The organism is Methylosinus sp. LW3, from assembly GCF_000527115.1.
Lineage (GTDB): Bacteria > Pseudomonadota > Alphaproteobacteria > Rhizobiales > Beijerinckiaceae > Methylosinus.
In genome coordinates, this window is record NZ_AZUO01000001.1 from 88,710 (window position 1) to 114,498 (window position 25,789).

Here is a 25,789-nt window from a genome sequence, read left to right on the forward strand (position 1 = left end):
TAGCACATGGCGCAGCACGACAAAGACCCCGCAGCGGATAGCCACGCGGCCGGCGAATCATCGGCGAATGACGCTTGGACGGCGACGAGCGTCGACCATCCGGCCGAGGCCGAGCGCATGGTGAGCGAAGCAATTTCGGCGCCCGCGAGCGGGGCCGCGCCGGCGCAAAAGCCGCGCCGCAAAAATTGGCATCGCTTCACGCTGCTGGCGGCGACGCTCGGCCTGCTGGCGACCGCGGGGTCGATCGCCGCCTATCGTTTCCGCGACAAGAATGAGAAGCTCGCGGCCTTCGCCACTGTCGTGGACGAGACTTTCGCGCGGCCGGAAAAGCTGATCGCCACGCTGCGCGAGACGATCGTGAAAGCGACCGGCAAGCCGGAGAAGCCGGCAGACAAGCCCGGCCCGGCCAAGCTCGCCGAGCCCCTGCAAAAATCGACGCCCGCCCCTGTCGAGACGAAGCCGGCCGAGCCCGCCGTTCCGCCGCGCTCCGGCGGCGATCACATCACCTGGAACGCGCCCAGCGCGACGCCCGCGGCGTCACCCGCGCCCGTCCCGGCCCCTGCGGCGCCGGTCGTTGCAGCTCCTCCCCCGGCGCCGCCCGCTCCCGCCAAGCCGGCGGCGGCGGAGGCCAATCCGGTTTCCATCGCCCAAATCGAGGCGCTGACGCGCCGTCTGGACGAGCTGGAGCGCATCGCCCGCTCGGCCCTGGCGCTGGCGGAGCAGGCCCGCAATGGCGCAGAACCCGCCGCCGCCCCCCGCGCAGAGGCGAAGGTCCCGGACCAGAAGGTGCAGGACGTCGAGGATAATGTCAGCGGCCTCGAGGGCCGGATCGACTGGCTATCCGATGAGGTGAAGGCGCTGCGCGACAAGCTCGACGCGGCCAAGGACGAGACCCGCGCCCCGCGCGAGGTGGAGCCGGCCCCGCCGCCGCCCGCGCCCGTGGCCGCCGCGCCGGAGGAGAAAGGCCCCAATCCGGCGACCGTCGCCGTGGTGGCGCATTCGCTGCAACGGGCGCTGGACCGGGGAGCCCCCTTCCCGTCCGAATACGCCATTCTCTCGGCCCAGGGCGCCGATTCGCAAGCGCTGGCCGCGCTCGCGCCTCTGGCCGAAAAGGGCGCTCCCGATGCGCGCGCGCTGCGCGCCTCCTTCCATCCGCTGGTGCGCAAGCTCGAGGCCTCCGCCGATCTGAAGCCCGACGCCCCCCTGGCCGACCGGCTGCTGCAAGGCGCCTCCAGACTGGTGAAGGTGCGCAGCGCCGCGGAGAAAGAAAAAGCCACGATCGGCGACATCGCCGACAAATTGGAGGCGGCGCTCGACCGCGGCGAGATCGAGACGGCGCTGGCCGCTTTCGCCGAATTTCCCGACGCCGCCAAGGCCGTCGCGCGCGAGTGGGAGACACAAGCCCGCCAGCGCGTCGAGGCCGAAAAGGCGGCGGCCTCCATTCTCGCGGGCGCGCTGGATGCGCTCGCAAAACCCAAGAACTGAGCAGGGCCAGACAATAATCCTGCTGAAACAAAAAATCTAAGCAGGCGCGCTTAGAGCCGAGGCGAGGATCGACGACCCATGATTCTGCTGCTCTTCTTCATTGCGGCGCTGGCCGCTCTGTCCATCGGCCTCCACTGGCTCATCGAGCAGCCCGGCTCGATCGCGCTCGACTGGGGCGGCTATCACATAGAGACGACGCTCGTCGTCGGCGCAGCGGCGCTGCTCGCGACGATCGCGGCGATCATCGTCGCCTGGGCGATCATCGTCTATTTCTTCCAGGCGCCTGCGCGCTTGAAGCAGAATTCCCGCGCCAAGCGCCGCGAGCGGGGCTTTCAGGCCCTGTCGCGCGGCATTGTGGCGGCCGGCGCCGGCCATCTCGCCGAGGCCAAGCACGCCGCCAAGGAGGCGGTGAAAAATCTCGACAAGGAACCGCTGACCTATCTGCTGCGCGCGCAGGTCGCCCAGCTCGAGGGCGATCGCGTCGGCGCCGAGACCGCCTTTCACGAGATGACGCAGCTCTCGGAGACGCGCCTTCTCGGCCTGCGCGGCCTGCACATAGAGGCCAAGCGCCGCAAGGACGACGAGGCGGCGCATCATTTCGCCGATCAGGCGCATCAGCTCACGCCGCTGCCCTGGGCCGGCCATGCGCTGCTCGAGCATCACGGCGCCCAGGCCAATTGGGAAGAGGCGCGCATCGCCGTCGAGGCCAATCTGAAGGCCAAGGCCATCGATCTGCCGACCGCCCAGCGCCTGCGCGCCGTGGTGGAGACCGCCCTGGCGCTGGAGAAGCAGGCCGAGCATCCGAGCGAGGCGCTGCATCTCGCCCGCCAGGCGGTGAAGCGCGCGCCCGATCTGGTTCCGGCGATCGCGCTGATCGGACGTCTGCTCGCCCGCCATGGCGACAGCGCCAAAGCGCTGAAGCTGCTCGAGAAAGCCTATGCCGAGCATCCACATCCCGATATCGCCGAAGCGTTTCTCGAGACCGCGCCGAGCGAATCCAACGCCGAGCGTCTGGCGCGTGTGAAGAAATTCGCCTCCTCCGTTTCCCATTCGCCGGAGGCGGGAATTCTCGTCGCGCGCGTGGCGCTCGCGGCGCGCGATTTCGGCGCCGCGCGCAAGGCGCTGGCTCCGCTGGTCGCCGAGGGCAAGACGCCGACCGCCCAGGTCTGCCTGCTGATGGCGGAGCTCGAGGACGCCGAGAACGGCCCCAGCGGGCCGGTGCGCGAATGGCTGGCCCGCGGCTCACGCGCGCCGCGCGATCCGGCCTGGATCGCCGATGGCGTCATCTCGCGGCGCTGGGCGCCGGCCTCTCCCATCACCGGCAAGCTCGACGCTTTCGTCTGGGCGACCCCGCCCGAGCCCGTCCGCGGCCCGACCGAGGACGCCCGCGCCGATATTCCGGCGGCGTTCCTGACGCGGCCGGAGCGGCTGCTGGAAGCCAAGATCGAGGAAGAGAGCGCGACCGCCTAAAAACGCGAGCGCGCTACCCGCCGATCAGCACGGTCGGCAGGCCCATGACGATCTTGTTCGGAGGGCCGACCGCCTCGACGATGGTGTCGCCCTGCCGGCAGGCGGGCAGGCCGTTGATGAAGACGCTGGTGGAGCCGTCCACCACCACGCCCGGCCCATGCGGCGGGATCGGCAGCGGCGTCGCGCACATGTGAATGTCCGCGCCGCCGGCGGCGCCGCTGATCATCGATCCCATGCTGGCTGCCGCCGCGGCCTTGGTCGCCTGCTCGGCCGCCAGAGCGGCGGGCGCGCCCGGCGTGCCGGCGGCGGCGAGCGTCGCCGCCTCAGCGGCCTGGATCGTCGCATCGGAGACCGATTTCGCGGATTGAATGGCCGCAGCCGCCGCGCCGCCGACGCCGCGCCAGGCCGGCAATTGGCCGATGAACACATTGAAGCTGCCGGGGCCAGGCGTCAGCACCGGAGGCAGAGGATGGGCCACAGGATCGCTCACGCGCGCAGCCGGCCGTCCCATGATCCGCTCCCTCTATGATCTCGAGCAATGCATATCAGCCTATTCGATAGGCCATCGCCGTCAATCGCGCTGTGCGCCCGCCCATATCGCTTTCGCGCCGGAGACGATATTCTCGCGCGCATTCGCAATGAAAGGCGGCTTTCGATGAATTTTCTTTTCCCCCGGAGCGCCGGATTGGCGGCGGCGGTTCTGGCGCTCGGCGTTTGGGGGGCGCGGGCGGAAGAGACTCTTCAGGAGCTGGTCCATCGCGGGCCGGAGCTCGCCGGGCTCGAGGCGGCGGGGCTCGTCGTCGAGCAGATGGAGCTGACGCTCGGAGCGCAGAACAGCTCGCTGAAATATCGCATCGTCAATCCGACCGCAGCGCCGGCGCGGACCACTGTGACCTTCCCTCTGCCCGAGATCGATTTTTCCGATCCCGATGCGGCCTGGTCCATTCCGGGCGCCGACCCTGTCAATTACATCGGCCTCGCCGCGACCATCGATCAAAAGCCGGCGCCGCTCGCGGTCACGCAGAGCGCCTTCGTCGACGGCAAGGATGTGACCGCTGCGCTGCGTCGCAGCGGCCTGCCGCTGGTTCCGATCGGCTTTTTTCACGACAAGCTCGCCGCTCTGACGCCGGACGCCCGCGCGCGGCTCGTCAAGGACGGGCTCATCGCCGAGAATGGCGTCGATCAGGCGGGACATCCGATCTACGCGCCGCGCTGGTCGGTGCTCGGCGCGGCGACGCGCATGCTCGATCTCGCGCCCGGACAGAGCGCGCTGCTCGATTTTCGCTTTCGCTCGAGCGTCGGCGTCGCGCGCGACAGCGTGCTGCGCGAGCCCTTGCGCTCCTCCAAGGAGCTGGCGGCGGAGGTGGAGCGCCGCCGCGCCGATTATTGCCTCGATCGCGCCTTTCTCGCGGGCGTCGACAAAATGGTCTCCGCCGCTGCGGCGCGGCGCTCGGCGGCGCAGGAAGCCGCCGCGCTTCCGCCGGACGAGGCTATAGCGGCGGATGCGCCGAAAAAGCCGCAGCCCGTGGCGCGGATCTTCCCCGAGGCCAATGTCGCCGAGCTGCAGGAGCGCCGCATCTCCTTCGATCTCGGCGCCGGCGCGCCGGCCGCGCCGGTTCGGCAATTCCGCCTCGTGGTGGACAAGGGCAAGCCGACGCGCCTCGTTAGCTTCTGCCTCGCCGATCTGAAGAAAATCTCGCCCACCGCCTTCGAGATGCGCGCCGCCGATTTCCGGCCGACCGGCCTGCTGCGCGTGCTGCTCCTCGGCCCCAAGGACTGAGCGGGAGCAACGCCGCAAGGCGATCGGGTGAAGGTTTCCTCATCCTGAGGAGCCGCGAAGCGGCGTCTCGAAGGACGAGGAAACCTTCATGCGCAGCCATCTGGAGCTCCCCCTCGCGCTTCGAGACGCCCGCTTCGCGGGCTCCTCAGCATGAGGGGGAGGATTGTTGCCCGCCTATTGACGCGCGCCGCCCCTCTCGCCACATCGGAGCGGGGCCTCGAGGGGCGGCCTGCTGAAACTGGTCGGAGCCGATGCGCATCTTTTCCCTCGTCTGTCTCGCCGTGCTTTTTTCCGCCGCCGCGCGGGCCGAAGCCCCCGCCGCCGAGCCCTCCCAGAGCGAGGCCGGCCGCTTCGCCATGAGCCCGGCCGAGGGCGGCATGCTGCGGCTCGACAAGCAGACCGGCGCGGTCTCCTTCTGCACGGTGGACGGCGGGCTCTCCGTCTGCCGAGTCGCCGCAGAGGAGCGCGCCGCGCTGCAGGGAGAGATCGAGCGCCTCGCGCGTGAGAACGCGCAATTGCGCGCCAAGCTCCCCGGCGCCGCGCCCGAGGCGACCGCCCCCCGCAAGGGCCTGCCCGGAGAGGAAGAGTTCGAGCGCGCGCTCTCCTTTACCGAGCGATTCCTGCGGCGCATGATGCAGCTCTTCCGCGAGGAGGCTCCCAAGGGCGACAGCCTCTGATAGAATTTCGCGTGATCGTTTCGCGGCGCGCCTTCTCCCTCTCCCCGCGAGCGGGGAGAGGGAGAGCGCGAAGCGAGGCGATCGGCAGGGACCGCAATCGAGAGCGAAGGACGCATGGCCTCCAATAGTCGACTCCAGGATTTTCTCGGCGGCTCGCCGCTGCAAGTGCTCGTCAAGCTGCTATTCGTCTCGCTGGTCGTCGGCGCGCTGCTGATGTGGCTGGAGATCGAGCCCATGGATCTCGTCCATGGCGCGCGGCGCTTCTTCGACCGCATCTCCTCGCTCGGCTTCGGCGCGGTGCACACGGTCATCGGCTATGTGATCACCGGCGCGGTCATCGTGGTGCCGATCTGGTTCTTGCTGCGGCTCTTCAATTCCGGGCGGCGCTAGAGAAAATCCTTGCGCGATGCCGCGGGCGCGAAGATGACGGCGCGAGCGCCCGGGCGAATCGCCCGCCGGCCATTCGAGGGGTCACAATGTCCGCTACTCTAGGCAAGAGATCGACCGTCTATCGCTATCTGACCGGTCCCGACGATGTGGAGTTCTGCAAGCGCGTCACCGAGGCGCTGAGCCTCGGCTGGTCGCTCTACGGCTCGCCGACGCTGACCTTCGACGCCACGAAAGGCAAGGTGATCTGCGGCCAGGCGATCACCAAGGACGTCTATGATTTCAAATACACGCCGGATGTGAAGCTCTCCGAGCTGTGACAGGATAGATGGATTGGCGGGACGAAGGGCTCGTCATCGGCGTCAAGCGCCACGGCGAGTCCGCGGTCATATTGGAGCTGATGACGCGCGCGCATGGCCGCCACGCCGGCATGGTGCGCGGCGGCGCCGGCCGGGCGCTGCGCTCCGTGCTGCAGCCGGGCAATAGCGTCGAGGTCGCCTGGCGGGCGCGGCTCGAGCAGCATCTCGGCGCTTTCGCCGTGGAGCCTCTGCGCTCGCGGGCGGCGCGACTCATCGACCGCGCCTTCGCTCTGCATGGCGTCGGCCATCTCTGCGCGCTGCTGCGTCTTCTGCCGGAGCGCGATCCGCATGGCGAATTGTTCGATATGGCCGAGGTCATCGCCGATCGGCTCGATTCGCTCGATCTCGCCCCGGCGCTGATGGCGCGATTCGAGCTGGCGCTGCTGGCGGCGCTGGGCTTCGGCCTCGATCTCGAGCGCTGCGCATTGACGGGGGAGACGGCCGATCTCGCCTTTGTGTCGCCAAAGACGGGCCGCGCCGTCGCCCGCGCGGCCGGCGCGCCCTGGCGCGACAGGCTGCTGCCCTATCCGGAGTTTCTGCGAATGCCGGCGCCTGCGCCGGCCGATGCGGTGGAGCTGGCGGCGGCCTTCCGCCTCACCGGGCATTTTCTACAGCGCGACGTCTTCGGCCCGCGTGGGCTTACGGCGCCGCAGGCGCGCGCGCTCTATGTGGCCGCTGCGGCGGCGTCGTGATGCGAGCCTGAAGGCTCGCGGTCCAACGCGCCCCCAGGACCGCGAGCCTTCAGGCTCGCTCGAAGTGCGTCACTCCTGCTCGCACACCACCCGGCGCTCATGACGGCTGACGCCATAGCCTTCGTCGACCGGCACCTCGACTTCCTTGCACAGCGCCTGCGGCGAGCCGTGACGCACGTCTTTCTTCTCCGCCGCATCCTCATGCAGGAAGGGCAGCCAATCGAACAGCGAGGCTTCTAGCGCCATGGAGCGGGCGCTGGCCCCCGCGAGGGCGGCGGCGACAAAAAATGCGAACAGGAGAGGCTTCTTCATGAGATGCTGCTCGAAAAGACGGCGCTGCGACGGGACGCCGAAAGCTCGGCTGTCTTAGTGGAAGCGCGGAGAGACGGCAATGGTTCACGCCAGAGTCGTGACGGGATATAAGCGCACGCAGTAAACGCCGAAAGGGCGGGAGTCGGCGATATGGCGAAAAGCGGAACGACGACGACGGAAGACGGCGGCGGAGATGCGCTGCCGGTCGAATTGCGCACGGCGCTCGAGGAGCGATACCTCACTTATGCGCTCTCGACGATCACCGGACGCGCGCTGCCGGATGCGCGCGACGGCTTGAAGCCGGTGCATCGCCGCATTCTCTACGGAATGCAGATGCTGCGGCTGGACCCGAACACGCCATTCAAGAAATGCGCGAAGATCGTCGGCGATGTGATGGGCTCCTTCCATCCGCATGGCGATCAGGCGATCTACGATGCGCTTGTGCGCCTCGCGCAGGATTTCTCCTCGCGCTATCCGCTCGTCGACGGGCAAGGCAATTTCGGCAATGTCGATGGCGACGCCGCCGCGGCCTATCGCTACACGGAAGCGCGCATGACCGCGGTCGCGCGGCTGCTGCTCGAGGGCATAAACGAGGACGCCATCGATTTTCGCCCCAATTATTCGGGCGAGGAGCAGGAGCCGGTGGTGCTGCCGGCGGCCTTCCCCAATCTTCTCGCCAATGGCGCGCAAGGCATCGCCGTCGGCATGGCGACCTCCATTCCGCCGCATAATCTCAATGAGCTATGCGACGCGGCGCTCTATCTGATCGCCCATCGCGACGCCAATGCCGAGCAATTGCTCACCTTCGTGCAAGGGCCGGATTTTCCGACCGGCGGCATTGTCGTCGATCCGCGCGCGCAGATCGTCGAGACCTATCGCACCGGGCGCGGCTCCTTCCGCCTGCGCGCGCGCTGGCACAAGGAGGAAACCGCGCGCGGGCAATGGGTCGCGGTCGTCACCGAGGTTCCCTATGGCGTGCAGAAGTCGCGCCTCATCGAGAAGCTCGCCGAGCTGATCGTCGAGAAGAAGGCGCCGCTCGCCGGCGATGTGCGCGACGAATCGGCGGAGGATGTGCGCGTCGTCATCGAGCCGCGCACGCGCGCCGTCGATCCAGCGCTGATGATGGAGACGCTGTTCAAGCTCTCCGAGCTGGAGGTGCGTTTCCCCGTCAATATGAATGTGCTCGTCGACGGCGCGGTGCCGCGCGTCGTCTCGCTGGACGAGGCTTTGCGCCAATGGCTCGATCATCGCCGTGAGGTGCTGGAGCGCCGCTCGCGTCATCGTTTGGCGGAGATCGTACGCCGGCTCGAGGTGCTCGAGGGCATGATCATCGTCTTCCTCAATCTCGACGAGGTGATTCGCATCATCCGCGAGGAGGACGAGCCCAAGCAGGCGCTGAAGGCGGCTTTCGAGCTGACCGACGTGCAGGTCGATTATATTCTCGACACGCGCCTGCGCGCCTTGCGCAAGCTGGAAGAGATGGAGCTGCGCAAAGAGCATGCGAAGCTGCTCGAGGAGAAGACGGAGGTCGAATCGCTGCTCGCCGACGAGGGCAAGCAGTGGAAGACGATCACCACGCAGATTCGCGAGCTGAAGAAGACGATCAGCGCCGACGCCAAGCTCGCCAAGCGCCGCACGACTTTCGAGGATGCGCCCGAGGCGACCGATATCGATCTCGCCGAGGCGCTGATCGAGCGCGAGCCGATCACCATCGTCGTGACGCAAAAGGGCTGGATACGCGCGCTGAAAGGCCATGTGGCCGATCTGACGCAATTGCAGTTCAAGGGCGACGATGCGCTGGAGACGTCCTTCTTCGCGCAGACGACATCGAAGATTCTGGCGCTCGCCTCCAATGGCAAGGCCTATACGCTGGACGCCGCCAAGCTGCCGGGCGGGCGCGGCCATGGCGAGCCGATGCGGCTGATGGCAGATATCGACGAGGATGCGGCGATCGTGAAAGTGCTGCCGCAGACGCCGGATGCGCTGCTGCTGCTGATCGCCGACGACGGCCGCGGCTTCGTCGTCTCGCAGAACGATCTCGTCGCGACGACGCGCAAGGGCCGCGCCGTCTTCAATGTGGAGCCGCCGTCCAAGCTGAGGATCGTGACCCCGGCTGAGGGCGATCACGTCGCCATCATCGGCGAGAATCGCAAGCTTCTGGTGTTCCCGCTCGCCGAGGCGCCGCAAATGGCGCGCGGCAAGGGCGTGCGGCTGCAACGCTACAAGGATGGCGGCGTCGCCGACGCCAAGGTCTTCGCGCTCGCCGACGGGCTGACCTGGGTCGATTCGTCCAGCCGCACCTTCACCGTGGACAAGCGCGAGCTGAGCGAATGGATCGCCCATAGGGCGGAAGCGGGGCGTCTGCCGCCGCGGGGGTTCCCGAAGAGCAATCGATTCGGGGGGTGAGCGCGTGATTTCAGTCTCGCCCTCATGCTGAGGAAGCGGCGAAGCCGCTGTCTCGAAGTGAGGGTGAGCCGCGAGACTCCGGCCGCTCCTCATGAGGAAAAGTTGTGGAAGTCGACTCTTCTACAACCCCGGATCATGCGACTCGTCGATGATCTGATCCATCGTCAGCGCCGGCTCGGCCGCGCCCACATCGCCGATGACGCGGGCTGGCACGCCGGCGACCGTCTTATGCGCCGGCACCGACTCCAGCACCACCGAGCCCGCTGCTATGCGCGCGCGCTCGCCGATCTCTATGTCGCCGAGCAGCTTGGCTCCCGCCCCGATCAGCACGCCATGGCGCACCTTGGGATGGCGCGCGCCGCCGGCGGTGCCGGAGCCGCCCAGCGTCACCCCATGCAGCATGGAAACGTCGTGCTCTATGACGCTGGTGGCGCCGATCACCACGCCGGTTGCGTGATCGAGGAAGAAGCCGGCGCCGATTCGCGCCTGCGGATGGATGTCGGTCTGGAAACGCGCCGAGGCGAGGCTCTGGAGCCAGAGCGCGAGATCGCTGCGGCCGGAGCGCCACAGCCCATGCGCCAGCCGATAGGTCTGGATGGCGTGGAAGCCCTTGAAATAGAGCGCCGCCTCGAGCAGCCGCGTGCAGGCCGGATCGCGGTCGAAAACGGCCATGAGATCGGCGCGCAGCGCCGCGCCCAGGGCCGAATCTCGCGCCATCTGATCGTGGCAGAGCCGCTCTATGACGGTCGCCGGCAGCTCCGGCGCCGCGAGACGCTGCGCGATACGATGCGCGACCACGGCCTCGAGGCTGTCTTGCGCCAGAACCGCCGCATAGAGAAAGGCCGCCATATTGGGCTCGCGGCCAGCGGCGGCCTCGGCCTCCGCCGAGAGGCGGGTGAAAAGCGGATCGACGCCGGAGAAGGCGACGAGCCGAGCGGGGCCGCTGTCGGTCATGGCTTGGCTCCGCGGCCTATTCCCGCTGCGCGAGGAAATCGAGCACCGCCTGCTTGAAGACGCGATCGCCGACGGCGCGATTGTGATCGCGGCCGGGAATATCGACGATATGGGCGTCCGGGAACAGCGGCTCGAGCGGATGCGGATCGCCGGCCACCTCGTCGCGCGTGCCGACGCAGATCAGCACGGGCACCGTGATCGCGGCGAGCCGGGCGCGATCGACGGTCTGATTCGGGCCACGCGCGCAGGCGGCGAGAGAGGGAAGATCGGCGCGCGTCGCCTCGGCGAAGCCGCGGAACATCTTCAGCAGCGGATCGTCGATATCCTCTATGCGCTCGGCCTCCATGGCCTCGGCCAGGCCGCGCGGCAGACCGGTGGTCACGAGATTGGCGCCGATGCCGCCGAGCACGAGGGAGCGGACGACCTCGGGATGGTCCAACGCCAGCGTGACGGCGATTCGCGCGCCCATGGAATAGCCCATCACATCGGCGCGCGCGACGCCGAGGCTCGCGAGCAGATTGGCGACGTCCCCGGCCATCATCGAGAGATCATAGGCCGTAGGATCGTGAATTTTCTCCGAGCGGCCATGGCCGCGATTGTCCAGCACGATGACGCGCCGTCCATCCTCGGTCAAAGTCTTGACCCATTGGGGAAAGAGCCAATTCACGGCATGCGTCGAGGCAAAGCCATGAATGAGAACGATCGGCTCCTCGCGATCCTCCGTCAGCGGCGGAAAATCGATATAGGCGATCTGCACGCCATTCGACCCGAACTCGTCCATCATCAATCCTATTTTATTACATTCAAGGAGCGTCGGCATCAGGATCGTCGGTAATTATCGCAGCCGTAGGGCAGCGCAAGCGTCTTGGCGGGGGAAATATCTTCCTATTGCCAAGCGGCCTCGTAGCCGCTAAACGACCTCTCCACCGGTTCGACGCATCTTCGTGACGCGGAACGGACCGTAAGGCGCCCGTAGCTCAGCTGGATAGAGCACCAGACTACGAATCTGGGGGTCAGGAGTTCGAATCTCTTCGGGCGCGCCATTTTTCGATAGATCGGGACGACATCGCCGGCCGCGGGCGCTTTGGCGCGGGCTCTAGAGCTGTTCACAGCCTGTTTCCAGCGCCGAATCAGCATCCGCTTCGGCTGGAGAGGGCGCTTTGCGATCGAACGGAATCGTTCGATCGAATCAGAATTCGTCCCCGAGAAAGTCCTGAGAGCATCGACTGGTCAGCGACGCAGCAAACGGCGGCGGCGCGCGAGCGCCGGCGTGAACTGGAGGCTTTGGCCGCTGAAGGCGGCCCGTCACGGATAAGAGAAGTCGAAGGTCTGCGTGAAGCCGTTCGGCAGGCTGAAGAATGAATTGGTCGATGTCGGCGCCGGCTCGAGCACGATGCCGGCGGCGTTCACGAAACTCAGCGTGTCGCTGCCGCTGACGGTGAATGAGGTCGGCGCGCCATTCGCCGAGACCGTGCCGGACCAGCTCAGATTCTCGTTGATCGCGAAATTATAGGTGTTCGTCTGCACCGCGGCGCCGCTCTCGGGATGATAGGCGATGGTGGCGCCGAACACGCCGCTGAAGGACGCCGAGGTCTGGCCCACGACATAATTGATGCTCGCCGCATCCACCGAGAGGGCGATCAGGAAATAGCCATATCCTGGAAAGGTCGCCTGCAGCGTGATGGTGGTCGTCGTTCCCGAGACGCTCTGCGAGACGAAAGTCGGCGTCACGCAGCCCCACACGCAAAATCCACCCGCGAATAGCGCGCCCACCGCGCCGCTGGTGGGATTGCCGGGATCGATCGTCACGCCGGAGGAGGCCGTCCCGCCGCCCGTGACGGCGTGCTGGGCGTGCTGCGCGGCGACGATGGCGACGAGAGCCTGGTGCGTCTGCGTCGCGACCGTCTGATTATTCGTCTGCGCGCGGCTCTGCGCTATGCCGGCGCCGCCCCAATGCGCGCCGATCGCCCCGAGCCCGGCCCAAGGCGTGCGATCGGGCTCCCGAAGAGCCCCAAGATGCGCGAGCGCCTGCGCGCCCGTCGGCAGCGAGCCGAGGCTCGCGCCGCCGGTCTGGCCGGGCAGGCTGGCGAATTGCTGGTCGAAGCCTTCGATCGAGGCCTCGCCGGCGGGCGCCGGATCGGACATCTCTTCGCCACCCGAGCCGATGACCACGCCATAGCCGGGACGGGTCAGACGGATGCGACGACCTTTCGCAGTGACAATGGTGGCGACGCCATTCAGCAGCACGATCTCGTCGCATCCGCCCGCTCGAGCGATATCGCGGCAATCGGCGCCGCCGACGCGCACCAGCACCATGCCGCCGCGCACGGCGATCGTCGCCGAGGGCGTCTTGATCTCCATGCCGACGCCATGGCTCACCTCGCCGCCGATGAAACGCAGCGCGCCCTTGGTGATGGACAGGCTCTGCTTGCCGGCGCCGGCGGCCGAATCGTAGACGAAACGATCGATCGTCACCGAGCTGTTCGCTCCGACGCCGAGCGTCGATTTGTCGAGAAAGACGATCTGCGCGCGGCCGTCGGTCTTGGTGTCGATGCGCTCGCGATCGACGACCCCATAGCCGAGCGTCAATCCTTTGGCGGATCCGCCGGGCGGCGTTCCTTGCGCCGCTGGATTGACGGCGCCGACATTGCCGACGACATCCGCGCGGACATTCGTCGCGCAAAGACCAAAGAGCGCGAGGAGCGCCACGCCGGGCAGATTTCGCATCGCCTCCCCCTTGTCAGAATTTCGCCGTCGGCCCGAAGGTCAAGGAGACATTCTGCATCTTGAAGCTCGATATGTTCGAATCGTTGCGCAGAAACTCGAGATGGCCGGAGACGCCCAATTCCGCCGTTATCGGCGCGTCCAGCGCGAGGCCATAGGTCCAGGCGTCGTCGCGTCGCACGCGGAACGGATCGAGCGCGGGATTGGCGATGTCGAAGGCGATCTGCGTGAATCGCGCGTAAGGCGCGATGGTCCATCGGCGCGGCATTTCCGCGAGCGGCGGATCGACCTCCAGGCGCAACATCGCCTGCAGGTCGAATTGATCGGAGGCCTGCATCGCGACATAGGCCGCCGCGCGCGAGAAGGCGCCGCGTCCCTCGAGACGCACATTGTCGAAAATGCGCAGGCTGACGCCGAGCGAGCCGGTGAACACATCGCCGCTCGCGATCGTCGCCACCGTCTGCGCGCCACTTCCCGACGCGGCGCCCGAATTGACCCAGAGCCGCGACCATTCGAAGCCCGGCTCCAGCGACAGCCGATCGCCGAAGATCTGACGCAGGCTGACGCCGGCGCCGCCCGTGTTGAGATAATTCAGATTGCCGACGAGCGAGGCCGAGCCCGAGACATGGGGCCTCACCGAAAGGCCCGGCGCGACGTCCGATAGGCCGAAGCGCGGACCCGTGGAGAGCGAGAACAAGGCGACGTTATATTGCGACAATGCGAATTGCTGCGTCGCATAGGCCAGCCCGCGCGTCTCCAGCGTGTCGCCGCGCTGATTCTGGAAATCATAGTCGTGCGTCAGCTGCGCCTGCTCGAAAGTGTTGGCGTCGGATTGTCGTCCGGTGACGCCGCCCGGCGTCTGCACGCCGCCGACGTCATAGAGGCCGCTCGACGGCAGATAGGCGGCGTTGGACTGCGTGCGAACGCCGATCTGCAGATTTCCCGAGAGGCGGCTCGCCTGCGTGCGTCTCTCGATATCGGGAAGCTGCGCTTCGATCTGCGCTTTCTGCGCGGAATCGAGATCGGCCGATTTCAACGCCGCACGCAGATTGTAGAGCGCGCTCTGATAGGCGCCGATGCGCGCATAGAGAAAGCCGAGCTCCTTGCGCGCGCGGCCGAGCGCGGGATTATACATCAGCAGGCGCTCGAGCGCGCCGATCGCGGCCTCGTCGTGCAGCTCCGTCGCGAGCCGAATATAGGCGTAGGTCTGCTCGTAATCGGTCGGATGCGTGCGGACGTGAGCCGCCAGACGCTCCAATTCCGATTGCTCGGGCGCCGGCTCCGAATGCGCGGAAGCGTCGAAGCAAGCAACGCACGCGGCAACGACGAGAGCGCCGATTTTAGTCTTTTTCACGAACGCTCGCCCCGACGCGCATTACGCACAAATGTCTATTCTGTTGCTAAAGCTTTGCTCAAATGCGACATTTTTGGGGCTGCGTCAAGAGCCGCGGCCTTGGCCATGAGGGCGCTCGGGTGTAGGACGATAATCCTCCTCCTCATGCTGAGGAGCCCGCGAAGCGGGCGTCTCGAAGCACGAGGGGGAGCTCCAGATGGCAGCGCATGAAGGTTTCCTCGTCCTTCGAGACGCCGCTTCGCGGCTCCTCAGGATGAGGAAACCTTCACCCGAGCGCCCTGCCTCGGCCACAAGCCCGCCGAGGCGATCCGGAGGTCGGCTCTCACCGAGAATTATCGCGTCCGCTCGGGCGGACGCTCATCTCCATTCGAAGCCGAACGCCCCCGCGCTCACCGTCACCCGCGCCTCGCGCAGCTCCTCCTTCGCCAGCGAGCGCTTCAGGAATTCGCGCGAGAGCGACGGCAGCAGCGTGTTGGTGATGATGTTGTCGATGATGCGCCCGCCGGAATCGGGATCGTTGCATTGCGCGACGATGTGATCGACCACGGCGTCGTCATAGACGAAGGCCGCCTTGTGATTCTCCTCGATGCGCTTGCCGATGCGGTTCAATTGCAGCCGCACTATGCCGGACAACATATCCGGCGACAGCGGGAAATAGGGAATGGTGACGATGCGCCCGAGCAGCGCCGGCGGGAAGACGCGTTGCAGCTCCGGCCGCAGCGCGGCGGCGAGCGCTTCCGGATCGTCGTGATAAGCGGGATCGGCGCCGAGCTCCATGATGAGATCGGTTCCGACATTGGAGGTGAGGATGATGAGCGTGTTCTTGAAATCGATGCGCCGCCCCGAGCCATCCTCCATCTGCCCCTTGTCGAAGACCTGGAAGAAAATCTCATGCACGTCGGGATGCGCTTTCTCGATCTCGTCGAGCAGCACGACGCTATAGGGCTTGCGCCGCACCGCCTCGGTGAGCCGGCCGCCCTCGCCATAGCCGACATAGCCGGGAGGCGCGCCTTTCAGCGTCGAGACCGTGTGCGCCTCCTGAAACTCCGACATGTTGATGGTGATGATGTTCTGCTCGCCGCCATAGATTGCCTCGGCGAGCGCCAGCGCCGTCTCGGTCTTGCCGACGCCGGAGGGGCCGCACAGCATGAAGACGCCGATCGGCTTATTGGGATTGTCGAGCCGCGCGCGATTGGTCTCGATGCGCTTTGAAATCATCGCGAGGCCATGGCTCTGGCCGACGACGCGCTTGTTCAATATCTCCGGCAGGCGAAGGATGTTCTCGATCTCGTCCTTCACCATGCGCCCGACCGGAATGCCGGTCCAGTCCGACACGACGGCGGCAACCGCCTGCTCATCGACATGCGGATAAATGACGCGCGTCTCGGGATCGAGCGCGGCCAATGCGCCGAGCTTTTCCGTCAGCTTCGCGCGCTCGTTCTCCTGCGCGGCTTCGTCTTCCGTCTGGCCGAGAATCTCGCGCAGCGAGCGCACGTCTTCGACGATGGATTTCTCGTGGTCCCATGCGCTCTCGAGCAGGCCGAGCCTGTCCTTCGCCGCCGCTATCGCATCGTCGATCTCATTGACCCGCGCGCGCGTGTCGGCGCCGAGATCGCGATCGGCGAGCAGCGACGCCTTCTCCTGCGCGAGATGGTCGATCTCGACGCGCTTGTCGGCGATGGCGGCGGGCGTCGTCGATTGGCTGATGGCGACGCGCGCGCTCGCCGTGTCGAGCAGGCTCACCGCCTTGTCCGGCAATTGCCGCGCGGGGATGTAGCGCTGCGACAGAGCGACGGCTGCCGTGATCGCGGCGTCGGAAATGCGCACGCCGTGATGCTTTTCCATAGGCGCGAGAATGCCGCGCAGCATCGCCGCCGCGCGCGCGGCGTCCGGCTCGTCGATCTGGATCGGCTGGAAACGCCGCGTCAGCGCCGGGTCCTTCTCGAAATATTGGCGATATTCGCTCCAGGTCGTCGCGGCGATGGTGCGCAGAGTTCCGCGCGCGAGGGCCGGCTTCAGCAGATTGGCGGCGTCGCCCGTGCCGGCCGCGCCGCCGGCGCCGATCAGCGTATGCGCCTCGTCGATGAAGAGAATGATCGGCTTCGGCGATTTCTGCACCTCGTCGATGACGGAGCGCAGCCGCTGCTCGAACTCGCCCTTCATCGACGCGCCGGCCTGCAGCAGCCCGACATCGAGCGCGCGCAAAGTGACGTCGCGCAGCGGCGGCGGCACGTCGCCGGAGACGATCGCCTGCGCGAATCCTTCTACCACCGCCGTCTTGCCGACGCCGGCCTCGCCGGTGAGGATCGGATTATTCTGCCGCCGACGCATCAGCACATCGACGATTTTTCGGATCTCCTCGTCGCGGCCCAATATGCGATCCATCTCGCCGGAGCGCGCTCTCGCGGTCAAATCCTGCGAGAAGCGATCAAGCGCCGTCTGGCCGCGCGTATCGCCCGCCGCGCCGCCGCCGCCGCCGCTCGCCGGCGCGAGGCCGCTCCCGTCTATGGGGCGAAGATTCTCTTCGTCCGAGCGCGCGAGAATCTTCTTATGCTCGTCGAGCAGCGCATCGACGGCGATCTTGCCGAATTCGCGCGAGACGGCGAGCAGCGCGGCGCGCAGCCGATCCGTCTTCAGCACGCCGACGAGCACATGGCCGGTGCGAATCTGCGCCTCGGCGAAGAAGAGCGTGGAATAGTGCCAGCCGCGGTCGAGCGCCTCGATCACCGCGCCGGAATAATAGGGCGTCTCCGTCTGGCTCGGCGTCAGCGCGCCGATCGCGCGCTCCACGTCGAGGAGCAGCTTGGCGCGATCGAGGTTGAAATGATCGGCGATCACATCGACGTCGGAGCCGGTCTTCTCCAGCATATGCAGCAGCCAATGGGCGAGTTCGACATAGCGATTGCCGAGGCTTTTCGCTTGGCGATGCGCTTTGGCGATCGTCTCGAAGCCGACGAGATTGAGCTTGCCGGTGACTGTCTCGAGTCCAATGTCGGTCATGGTTTCATCGCCTCCGCTTCGCGTCTGGCTTTTTCGCGCTCATGCCTCTTGCGCTCCGCAGGCTGGAAACGCGCATCGGCCCGATAGCCGTCTTTCCTCGATGCATTTTCGTCGACGAGCCAGCTCGTCCAGCCGAGCCGCGCGCCGCCCGCAGGCCCCGCGGCGGAATCGGATGTGAGCCGAATGGGCTCGACGCAGCGCGCCGGCACGGCGAGCTCGACATCCCAATCGATCTCGTCGCCGACGTAAAAAAACAAAATATCGACGAGCCGATCGCAATCGTCGCCGACCGGCAGGAATTTGCGATATTGCGCCATATCGGCGACGAACAGCCGCACGCGAATCTTGTCCTGCACGCTGAAGGACGCGGCGCCGACGAGGAAATCCACGCCGAGCGTGCTGTTGCGGCCTCCGAGATGCGAACGCTCGCGCGCGTCGAACTCCAGCCAGGAGCCGATGAATTCATCGATCTCCATCTCGACGTGCAGCATCCCGCGAATCGCTTGGCGCAGACGCGAGGCCGATTTCACCTGTGGGCCGAGCAAGCCCGCATAGAGCCCGACGCCCTCCGGTATGAAGCTCTCGCGGCGCGCGCCATCATGCTTCGCCGGCGTGGTGTCGAAGGCCTGCGAGCCGACGCCGATCATGGAGGTCACATAGGCGCCGAAGCGATCATATTCCGGCCGGTCCGCCTGCACGATGGGACGCGAATCGGCCCAGGCGCGGAAGAACAATTGGATGAAGCGATTGTTGAAGAGATCGAGGAAATGGACGAAGGACGTATCCTCCGCCTGCACATAGGCGAAGGCTTCCTCTGTCAGATGATAAGGCAGCGGCCCCTGCGGGCCGAGCAGGCCGAGAAAGGCTGAGACGATATGCACGCGCTCGGCGGGCGTCTCCGCCCGCGCAATGACGTCGGCGGGCGGCAGCGGCCGGTTCCAGCGCGGCGCGATCTCGCGCAGCGTCGAGCCTGGAAAAGCCATCCAGGCCTCCTGCCCGAAGGAGACGGCGACCTCGCGCGCAAATTGCTCCGAGCCGAGCCGCACGACCTCGTCGCGGCGCGTGGCGCTGTCGCCGATGCGCGGACGCGGCTGCGCGAACACGCTGTCGCCCTCGAGCCGCTGGCCGAGGCTGCGTTCGACGCGGCGCATCATGTCGAGAAAATCATAGCGCCAGGGCTCGCGCCGCATTTTTTCGAAATAGCTCAAAGCGCCCTCCGCGCGCCGAGCCGCGCCGGCCAGCGCATGATCTCGCCACGCTCGGTCGTTCGCAGAACGAGCTGGGTGAAATGATTGAAGGCGGCATATTCGCAATAGAAGCGATCGAGGATCGCGCCGAGCAGAAAGGCGCCGGTTCCTTCGAAGGCCTTCTCGTCCAGCGTGACGCTGACTTCCGTGCCGCGCGCCGGACCGACGCCGCCGCCGCAACGAATGCGCCGCACGACCGGCCGGCTGTCCACCGACAGCACGCCGCGCACGCGCCTCTCGCCAGCGGCGTCATTGGGCTCTGTGAATGTGGTCAATATCTCGCGCAGCGCGCGCGCATTATCGCCCGCCTCGCGTTCCGTGAGGCCGAGATGATTGAGGCTCAGCATATTGATGAGCCGCCAGGAGACGGTCCCCATATGCGCGGTCTCGGCGCGGCGGCGCTGATAGGAGACGAGCGGCTCGCCCGGCCGCGTCGGACCGGCGACGCAGACGAGATCGAGCTCGACGTCATCGGTGAGGCGAAAGTCGACGCGGTTCTGGCCGATCGGCAAATGCTCGGGCAAATGACGGTTGGAGCAGAGCGCGCGAATGCTCAGCTCCGCGACGCCGATAGTCTCGTCCAGCGCGCCGGTGTCGCTCAGCGAGATGAAGAGATCCGTGCCGAAATAATCGCCCGCCGGTCCGTAGCGCTTCTCCTCGATCGTGCGCCGGCGCGGCGTGCGGCGAATGGTGTATTGCAGCGCATTCTTCTCGCGCAGATCGGTCGATGAGGCGTAGAGCGGCCGCACGGGACGCTTCTCGACGCTGCCGGGAAAATGCGCGAAGACGTCGATGAGCCGATGCGGCTCATAATCGAGATAGCGGCTCTTGTCGGGCACGACATGATATTCGTGCTGATTGGCTTTGATGGAGACGCGATCGGTCGCCATCTCGAAGAGATTGACCGCCGGCGCCGCATAGAGCGCGAACATGTCCTTCTGCACGCTGGCGGCGAGCGCGCTATTGACCTCGTCGAATCCGAAGATGATGTCGATCACGCGCGAGGGTAGGCGGCTCGTCACTTTCTCGCGATCGAGCGCGAGCTCGAAGCCGAGAAACTTGCGCGAGAACATGAAATATTCATGCAGCAGATCGAAGCCGCGGAAGATGCGATCGTCGCGCGGCAGCAGCGATTCCTGCTCATCCATGCCGAGCTGCCGGAGACAGTCCTTCGGCGCCTCTATGACGGTGGCGTCATTATTGGCGTCGACGTAGCGGAACCACACGCCCGTGCAATGGCCGAAGATCTGCTCATAGATCGCATTGGCGTGCGCCTCGGCGCCGGCGAGATGGAAGGGCAGCTCCGTCGCCTTATTGTCGCTGAACAGCGACCAGGGTTGCGGCGGCGCGGCCTTCTCGCGCGCGTCATCGGCGGGGTCCGACGTCGCGGCGACGGCGAGCGTGATGCGCATGCCGGCGACCGTCTCGCGGCGCACATTGATCTTGAGCGGCTGCAGCGCGGCGGCGCTGGTAAAATATTCGGCGGATTTTATGTAGAAGGGCCAAAGGCGGATCGGCGCCGTCAGCGTGTAGCGGCAGGCGATCTCCTTATCCGCCTCGAGATAGGTGGCGTCGATCTGCGAGCCGCGCGGAAACAGGCGACCGTCGGCGAGCGCGGAGTCGCCATATTTCGGCAACGCCTTCACCAGCATGGCGGAGGGCGTCGGCGCGAGATAATGCGGAACCAGCTGCTCCAAGAGATTATTGGCGAATTCGGGAAACTCGTGCTTGATCTTCAATTGCACGCGCGCAGCGAGAAAGGCCGCGCCTTCCAGAAGGCCGGCGGCCATGGGATCGGTGCGGTCGCGAATGAGCCCGCCGAGACGCTTGGCGATCTCTGGATATTCTTCCGCGAATTCGGCGGCGTGCTCGTAGAAGAGATCGAGCTCGCGATTATAGAGATCGAGGAATTCGCGATTCATCGCTCAGCGCCGCGTGAGATGCAGCTTGCCCGTCGTTTCCTCGAATTTGGCGACGAACTCGATGGGAACGTTCAGCGGCTGGCAGAGGAGATGGCCGTCGACGATATAGCGAATCTCCTGCAGCGCCTCCGGCGAGCGGTCGCGCGTGACGCGCACCGAGCCGGGAATGAGGCGCGGCTCATATTGCTTCAGCACGGCAATGATCTCGCCATGGAGATCGCGCGCCTCCAGCTCGTCCATGGTGCGATTGGCGAGATCGGGGAATCCGTAATTGAGGATGGAGCCGCGCACGCGCGCGAAGGACGAAAGATCGATCGTCGAATCCATCGAGACGTGATTCATCAGCGCGGCGACGTCGTGCTCGACCTCCGCCTTCAGCTCCTGCTCATTGATGGGGGCGCGCTGCGGCCGCGTCTTGCGCTCCGGCTCCGGCGTTCCGCCCTCGCGGGCGAGCGCCTGGCGTCTTGCCGTCTCGCGCGCCTGCTCGCGGCGGTCGCGATTCGCGGCGCGAAACACATGCATGAGAGGCGGGCTGAGCCGGTCCGCCGGGCGAACGCTCGTCGTCGAGGAGGTCATTGAGCTTTTCCCGCGCGGCGTCGCGTAGCGGCGAGCGATGCGACATACGGTCGGCGGCCCCGTCGCGCGAGCGCCGCCGACACGTCATTCATTGTCAGAACGACTTGTTCTCTTTCACATTGTAGCCGCCGCTGATGCTGGGCTCCAGCGAGCCGTCGGCCTTCTGCGGGCTGTATTCCAGCTTCACCTTGGTGAAGTTGAGCGTGAAGCTCTCCGACGGCACCGCGCCGCTGTGTCCGTCGCTGTGATAGGAGGTGATGAACACATCGTTGAGCGTGATCTTGAGATATTCCTGCTGGCCGCCGCCGGCCTTGCGGACGGTGATCAGCGCCTCCTCGAAATGCTTGCCCTCAGCGGTGAATTTGAGAAGGTTCGGCGTGGATTTGTCGACGGATTTGGTGAAATGCAGATCCTGGAAATCCGCCTTGCCGGCGCCGGCGCCGCCGCCGTGACCAGAGGTGCCCTGGTTGGTCACGCCAAATCCATAGCTCGAGATCTCGATCTCGCCCTTGTGCTTGCTGTCGGAAGATTCGCCTTCGACCTTGGAAGTGAACTTGAGGAAAATATCGGTAGCCATTGTCTATATCCTTTGATCGCGTTCGAAAGATCGATGCATGAAATCGCGTTTCGCGATCCTCGCCGTCTTCCCTATTTGATCGGGAGACGGGAAACGAGGCGCATTCCGATATTCATGCCTTCCAGCTGATAATGGGGCCGCAACTCGAATGTCGCGGAATAATATCCTGGATTTTCCTCATTCGGGACGATGGTGATCTTCGCTCCGGCGAGAGGCTTCTTGCGCTTCACCTCGTCGGACGAGTTCGTCGGGTCGCCATCGACATATTGGACGATCCAGTTCTGCAACCATCTCTGCAGCTCCTCCTTCTCCTTGGTGGAGCCAATCTTATCGCGCACCATGACCTTCAGATAATGTGCGAAGCGGCACACTGCGAACATATAAGGAAGGCGCGCCGCGAGATTGCTGGAGGCGGTGGCGTCCGCGTCATTATTGTATTCCTTCGGACGCGCCAGCGATTGCGCGCCGATGAACACCGCGCGATCGGTGTTCTTGCGATGGATGAGCGGCATCAGGCCGGCCTTGGCCAGCTCCGCCTCGCGGCGGTCGCTGATGGCGATCTCCGTCGGGCATTTGAGATCGACGCCGCCATCGTCGGTCGGGAAAGTATGCGTCGGCAGATCCTCGACCTCGCCGCCCGATTCGACGCCGCGAATGCGCGAGCACCAGCCATGGTCCTTGAAGGCGCGGGTGATGTTCGCCGCCATCGCATAGGCGGAGTTCATCCAGGCGTAATTCTCGCCCTTGTGGCCGTCCGTGTCTTCCTCGAAGCCGAACTCCTCGACCGGCTCGGACGCCGCGCCATAGGGCAGGCGCGCCAGCACGCGCGGCAAAGTGAGGCCGAGATATTTGGCGTCCTCCGAATCGCGCAGGCTCTTCCAGGCGGCATATTCCGGCGTGTCGAAAACCTTGCCGATGTCGCGCGGATTGGACAGCTCGTTCCAGCTGTCCATGCGCATCAGGCTCGGATCGGCGGCGGTGATGAAGGGCGCATGGGCGGCCGCGGCGATCTTGCTGAGATCGCGCAGCAGCTGCACATCGGTCGGATGATGGCTGAAATAATAGTCGCCGACGAGCGCGCCATAGGGCTGGCCGCCGAGCTGGCCATATTCTTCCTCATAGACCTTCTTGAACAGCTCGCTCTGATCCCATTTCGCTTTTGGGTAGTCCTTCAGATGCTGATAGAGCTCGGTCTTGGAGATATTCAGCACGCGAATCTTCAGCGTCGCGTCCGTCTCCGAGCTGTAGACGAGATGATGCAGCCCGCGCCAAGCGCTCTCGATCTTCTGAAACTCCTCGGCGTGGATGATCTCGTTGAGCTGCGCCGTCAGCTTCTCGTCGATGGAGGCGATCAGCCGCTCGATCGTGTCGAGCACATCGTCCTTGATGACGGCGTCCGTGTTGGACAACGCCTGATTGACGAAGATCGAGATCGCGTCCTGGACGCGCGCATTCTGCTCCTTGGCCGCCGATTCGTCCTTCGGCGGCTTGAAGCTCTGCTTCAGCGATTGCAGAAATTCGTCGAGTTCGCCGCCCGTCGTGGCGACAGCGGCTTCGGTCTGTGTGAGCTCTGTGGTCACTTGCGCCTCGCTCATTTGTCGCCCGATTGCGTCGCCGAGAGGAATTCCTTAAGCGCTTCCATCTTTTGCGGGTCCTTCAGCAGAGCCCGCAATTGCTGGTTGGCGGCGTCCTTGCCGTCCATATAGACGCGCAGATTGGCGAGCTTCTGCCGCGCCTCGAGCAGCTCGGCGAGCACCGGCACCTGCTTGGCGACGGCGGCGGGGCTGAAATCGGCCATGCTCTTGAAATCGAGCTTCACGCTCAGCTTCTCGCCCGATTGCTCGGAAAGCTTGTTGTCGACGTGAAAGCTGACGCCCGGACGAACGCCATGCTCGGAGCTCATGCGCTCGTCGAAATTATCCATGTCGAACTCGACGAACTTGCGGGTCGCCGCTGTTCCCTTGTCGAAGTCTTCCTTGCCGTGGCCGGGCGAGTTGCCGGAGAGATCCGCCAGCACGCCCATCACGAAGGGAAGCTCGACCTTCTCGTCGGCGGTCGGATCGACATATTCGATTTGAACTCGCGGAGGGCGGTTGCGCGCGATGAATTTCTGCCCACTCATCTTCGCCATATACAATTATCCTTTATGAATTCGCGATAGAGAAGCCGAGCATCGCGAATCTGTCAAGCCGTGGACGCGCCGAGTCGGCTCGTGTTCGCGCTGCCCTCCGTATACTCATCGAACCACTTAAAATCGCTGTGTGATGGCGCACACTCATGTCAATCTTGCGACGGCCGTCAGCTCTCCTCGCGTTCGAGCACGGCGCCGAGCACGGCGATGAAGTCCTTGTCGGCGAGCGCGCGGGCGCGATCGATGAGGCAAGGAATCGGGCTCGACGGCTCGGCGATGCGGAAGTAGCGCGCTATGTCGTCCAGCAGCAGCAAGGCATGCGTACGCGTCGTCGCCGAGAAGCTCGGAGCGTCGATCTCATAATCCTCGGCATATTCGATCGCCTCCTGCTGGGGCTCGGGCTGCCCCGGCTCGGCGAAGACGATCGGAGCCGGGGCCTCTATCTCGCTCGATTCCGCGTATCCGTCCTGCGCGGCGTCGCTCATCGCCGCATCCGGCTCCTCCGGGCTCGCCGGCGCCTCCTGCTCTATATTCTCCGGCTCCGGTCGCTCTTCCTCGAAGGGCGCCGGCTCCTCGTACGGCGCCGGCGGCGCCACGCGGCGGCGCGTCTTGCGCGGCGTCTGGCGTTCGTCGAAATATTCGGCGCGCGTCGGCGTCATGTCGCCGAGCGGCGCGATGGCCAGCTTGAACGCATTCTCGCCGCCGATCGAAAATTGCGCATAGGAATGGCGGTCGGGCAGCAGAGCCGCGAGAACCTCGATGAATGTCTTGCCCTGCAGCGCAATCGCCTGCGCGACCAGCGGCAGGGCCGGATTGGACGGCTCGAAGAGGCAGAAATAATCCTTCGCCGCATCGAGCGCGCGGCGCGCGTCCGCGGCGCAGCCGATGGCGCCGCGCTGCGCCTCCCCGCCTGCTTCCTCTCCGTCTTCCGGCTCCGGCGCCGTCGGATCGGGAAACGCCAAGGAAAAGAACGTCAGCACGCCGCCGACGACCTTCAGCAGCGCGCCGAATTCCGGCGTCTCCGCGCCGCTCGTATGCTCGGCGAAACGCGCGCGAATATTTTTCAGCGCCGCCTCGAGGCGCTGGAAGCTGGCGCGCGTCGCCGCGACGACCTCCTCGCCGGCGTCGGCGAGGGTGCGCACGATCTGCTCCTGCGTCATCGCCGCTATGCGGCCGCCCGCGGGCTTCTCGCCGCCCTCCGCGCCTTCGGCCGCCTTTTCCTGCTCGGCGAGCACGGTTGAGCGAAAGGCGACAATGCCCTTGCGCCGATCCGTGTGGAGCGTGACGAATTGCAGCGAGATCGTCACGACGGAGACGTCGAGCTCATCGAGAATATCGGCGCGCGCCTTCACCGATCCGTCGCGGGGACGCGGATGCACGCCGTCCCAATAGCGCTCCAGCAAGGTCGCCATGGCTGCGATCGTGTCGACGAACTCGTCGAGGTTGCGCTTGAGTATGGCGAGACGCGCCAGAAAAACCATGAGGCGCAGATCGCGTGTGCGCTTCATCACATCGGCGAGCATCGCCGGTATGTATTCTATGGCTTCTCGGAATTCATTGTCGGTCGGGTCGAAGGGCCGGCCGTCGGTAAAGAAGGTCTCGGGAAGTTGAAACGGCGCAAAGGCGAAGAAATTCATGAAAGCGGCGTCGCCGTTCTCGTCGAGATCGGGACCGCAAGGGTCCGCCTCGGTGACGGGCGACGACAGAAAGGCCGGATCGACGATCGCCATGGCGGC

At 65.7% G+C, this 25,789-nt stretch carries 22 protein-coding genes and 1 tRNA gene; 9 read left to right on the plus strand and 14 right to left on the minus strand.

What is annotated here, in order from left to right; translation table 11 throughout:
* Positions 1–6 precede the first annotated feature (6 nt).
* On the plus strand, positions 7–1,485 hold the full coding sequence (locus METLW3_RS0100450; protein ID WP_024878063.1) for a hypothetical protein: 1,479 nt from the start codon (positions 7–9) through the stop codon (positions 1,483–1,485).
* Between the two features lie 78 nt (positions 1,486–1,563).
* Positions 1,564–2,955 carry a heme biosynthesis HemY N-terminal domain-containing protein gene (locus tag METLW3_RS0100455; protein ID WP_024878064.1) on the plus strand — a complete coding sequence of 464 codons (1,392 nt, stop codon included), beginning with the start codon at positions 1,564–1,566 and terminating at the stop codon, positions 2,953–2,955.
* Between the two features lie 13 nt (positions 2,956–2,968).
* On the opposite strand, the gene METLW3_RS0100460 is transcribed toward METLW3_RS0100455, so the two are convergent.
* Positions 2,969–3,466, minus strand: a complete 498-nt coding sequence (locus METLW3_RS0100460; protein WP_024878065.1) for a PAAR domain-containing protein — start codon at positions 3,464–3,466, stop codon at positions 2,969–2,971.
* A 144-nt stretch (positions 3,467–3,610) separates the two neighbouring features.
* Here METLW3_RS0100460 and METLW3_RS0100470 point away from each other — a divergent pair, with 144 nt between their 5' ends.
* From METLW3_RS0100470 to recO, 5 genes are all read left to right on the plus strand, one after another.
* Entirely contained in the window at positions 3,611–4,735 is a 1,125-nt protein-coding gene (locus METLW3_RS0100470; RefSeq protein ID WP_024878066.1) for a DUF4424 family protein, read from the plus strand.
* A gap of 251 nt (positions 4,736–4,986) precedes the next feature.
* The gene (locus METLW3_RS0100475; RefSeq protein ID WP_024878067.1) at positions 4,987–5,412 is read left to right on the plus strand and encodes a hypothetical protein; all 426 of its coding nucleotides are present in this window, start codon (positions 4,987–4,989) and stop codon (positions 5,410–5,412) included.
* 114 nt (positions 5,413–5,526) lie between these two features.
* Positions 5,527–5,802: a DUF6460 domain-containing protein gene (locus METLW3_RS0100480; RefSeq protein WP_024878068.1), complete on the plus strand. Its 276-nt coding sequence runs from the start codon at positions 5,527–5,529 to the stop codon at positions 5,800–5,802.
* An 86-nt stretch (positions 5,803–5,888) separates the two neighbouring features.
* Positions 5,889–6,119 carry a DUF1737 domain-containing protein gene (locus METLW3_RS0100485; RefSeq protein WP_024878069.1) on the plus strand — a complete coding sequence of 77 codons (231 nt, stop codon included), beginning with the start codon at positions 5,889–5,891 and terminating at the stop codon, positions 6,117–6,119.
* Positions 6,120–6,127: 8 nt separating this feature from the next.
* Positions 6,128–6,850, plus strand: a complete 723-nt coding sequence (gene recO / locus METLW3_RS0100490; protein WP_024878070.1) for a DNA repair protein RecO — start codon at positions 6,128–6,130, stop codon at positions 6,848–6,850.
* Positions 6,851–6,919: 69 nt separating this feature from the next.
* On the opposite strand, the gene METLW3_RS0100495 is transcribed toward recO, so the two are convergent.
* Positions 6,920–7,162 (minus strand): hypothetical protein, encoded by a 243-nt coding sequence (locus tag METLW3_RS0100495; RefSeq protein WP_024878071.1) that lies wholly within the window; start codon positions 7,160–7,162, stop codon positions 6,920–6,922.
* Between the two features lie 150 nt (positions 7,163–7,312).
* On the opposite strand from METLW3_RS0100495, the gene parC reads away from it, so the two are divergent.
* Complete coding sequence (parC, locus tag METLW3_RS0100500; RefSeq protein WP_024878072.1) at positions 7,313–9,568, plus strand: DNA topoisomerase IV subunit A; 2,256 nt, start codon at positions 7,313–7,315, stop codon at positions 9,566–9,568.
* 120 nt (positions 9,569–9,688) lie between these two features.
* Here parC and cysE read toward each other — a convergent pair whose 3' ends face one another.
* Both cysE and METLW3_RS0100510 read right to left on the minus strand, forming a co-directional pair.
* The gene (gene cysE / locus METLW3_RS0100505; protein ID WP_024878073.1) at positions 9,689–10,522 is read right to left on the minus strand and encodes a serine O-acetyltransferase; all 834 of its coding nucleotides are present in this window, start codon (positions 10,520–10,522) and stop codon (positions 9,689–9,691) included.
* A 16-nt stretch (positions 10,523–10,538) separates the two neighbouring features.
* Positions 10,539–11,303, minus strand: coding sequence for an alpha/beta fold hydrolase (locus METLW3_RS0100510; protein WP_024878074.1), 765 nt, complete (start codon positions 11,301–11,303; stop codon positions 10,539–10,541).
* Between the two features lie 185 nt (positions 11,304–11,488).
* Here METLW3_RS0100510 and METLW3_RS0100515 point away from each other — a divergent pair.
* Positions 11,489–11,565, plus strand: a tRNA-Arg gene (locus tag METLW3_RS0100515).
* A 262-nt stretch (positions 11,566–11,827) separates the two neighbouring features.
* On the opposite strand, the gene METLW3_RS26655 is transcribed toward METLW3_RS0100515, so the two are convergent.
* From METLW3_RS26655 to METLW3_RS0100570, 10 genes are all read right to left on the minus strand, one after another.
* Positions 11,828–13,249 carry a FecR family protein gene (locus tag METLW3_RS26655; protein ID WP_024878075.1) on the minus strand — a complete coding sequence of 474 codons (1,422 nt, stop codon included), beginning with the start codon at positions 13,247–13,249 and terminating at the stop codon, positions 11,828–11,830.
* A gap of 13 nt (positions 13,250–13,262) precedes the next feature.
* A complete protein-coding gene (locus tag METLW3_RS0100525) occupies positions 13,263–14,600 on the minus strand; it encodes a tetratricopeptide repeat protein (protein WP_024878076.1) in 1,338 nt (445 codons plus the stop codon).
* A gap of 357 nt (positions 14,601–14,957) precedes the next feature.
* A complete protein-coding gene (tssH, locus tag METLW3_RS0100530) occupies positions 14,958–17,600 on the minus strand; it encodes a type VI secretion system ATPase TssH (RefSeq protein ID WP_024878077.1) in 2,643 nt (880 codons plus the stop codon).
* Positions 17,597–18,808, minus strand: a complete 1,212-nt coding sequence (gene tssG, locus METLW3_RS0100535; protein WP_051465355.1) for a type VI secretion system baseplate subunit TssG — start codon at positions 18,806–18,808, stop codon at positions 17,597–17,599. Before tssG ends, tssH begins: the two co-directional genes overlap by 4 nt.
* Entirely contained in the window at positions 18,805–20,769 is a 1,965-nt protein-coding gene (gene tssF, locus METLW3_RS0100540; RefSeq protein ID WP_024878079.1) for a type VI secretion system baseplate subunit TssF, read from the minus strand. The genes tssG and tssF overlap by 4 nt, the downstream gene beginning before the upstream one ends.
* A 3-nt stretch (positions 20,770–20,772) precedes the next feature.
* Positions 20,773–21,345 (minus strand): GPW/gp25 family protein, encoded by a 573-nt coding sequence (locus METLW3_RS0100545; RefSeq protein WP_083967406.1) that lies wholly within the window; start codon positions 21,343–21,345, stop codon positions 20,773–20,775.
* Between the two features lie 94 nt (positions 21,346–21,439).
* A complete protein-coding gene (locus METLW3_RS0100555) occupies positions 21,440–21,922 on the minus strand; it encodes a type VI secretion system tube protein Hcp (protein WP_018267378.1) in 483 nt (160 codons plus the stop codon).
* 71 nt (positions 21,923–21,993) lie between these two features.
* Entirely contained in the window at positions 21,994–23,517 is a 1,524-nt protein-coding gene (gene tssC / locus METLW3_RS0100560; protein WP_024878081.1) for a type VI secretion system contractile sheath large subunit, read from the minus strand.
* Positions 23,514–24,053, minus strand: coding sequence for a type VI secretion system contractile sheath small subunit (tssB, locus tag METLW3_RS0100565; protein WP_024878082.1), 540 nt, complete (start codon positions 24,051–24,053; stop codon positions 23,514–23,516). Before tssB ends, tssC begins: the two co-directional genes overlap by 4 nt.
* 167 nt (positions 24,054–24,220) lie before the next feature.
* The gene (locus METLW3_RS0100570) at positions 24,221–25,783 is read right to left on the minus strand and encodes a type VI secretion system ImpA family N-terminal domain-containing protein (protein WP_024878083.1); all 1,563 of its coding nucleotides are present in this window, start codon (positions 25,781–25,783) and stop codon (positions 24,221–24,223) included.
* Between the last annotated feature and the right edge of the window lie 6 nt (positions 25,784–25,789).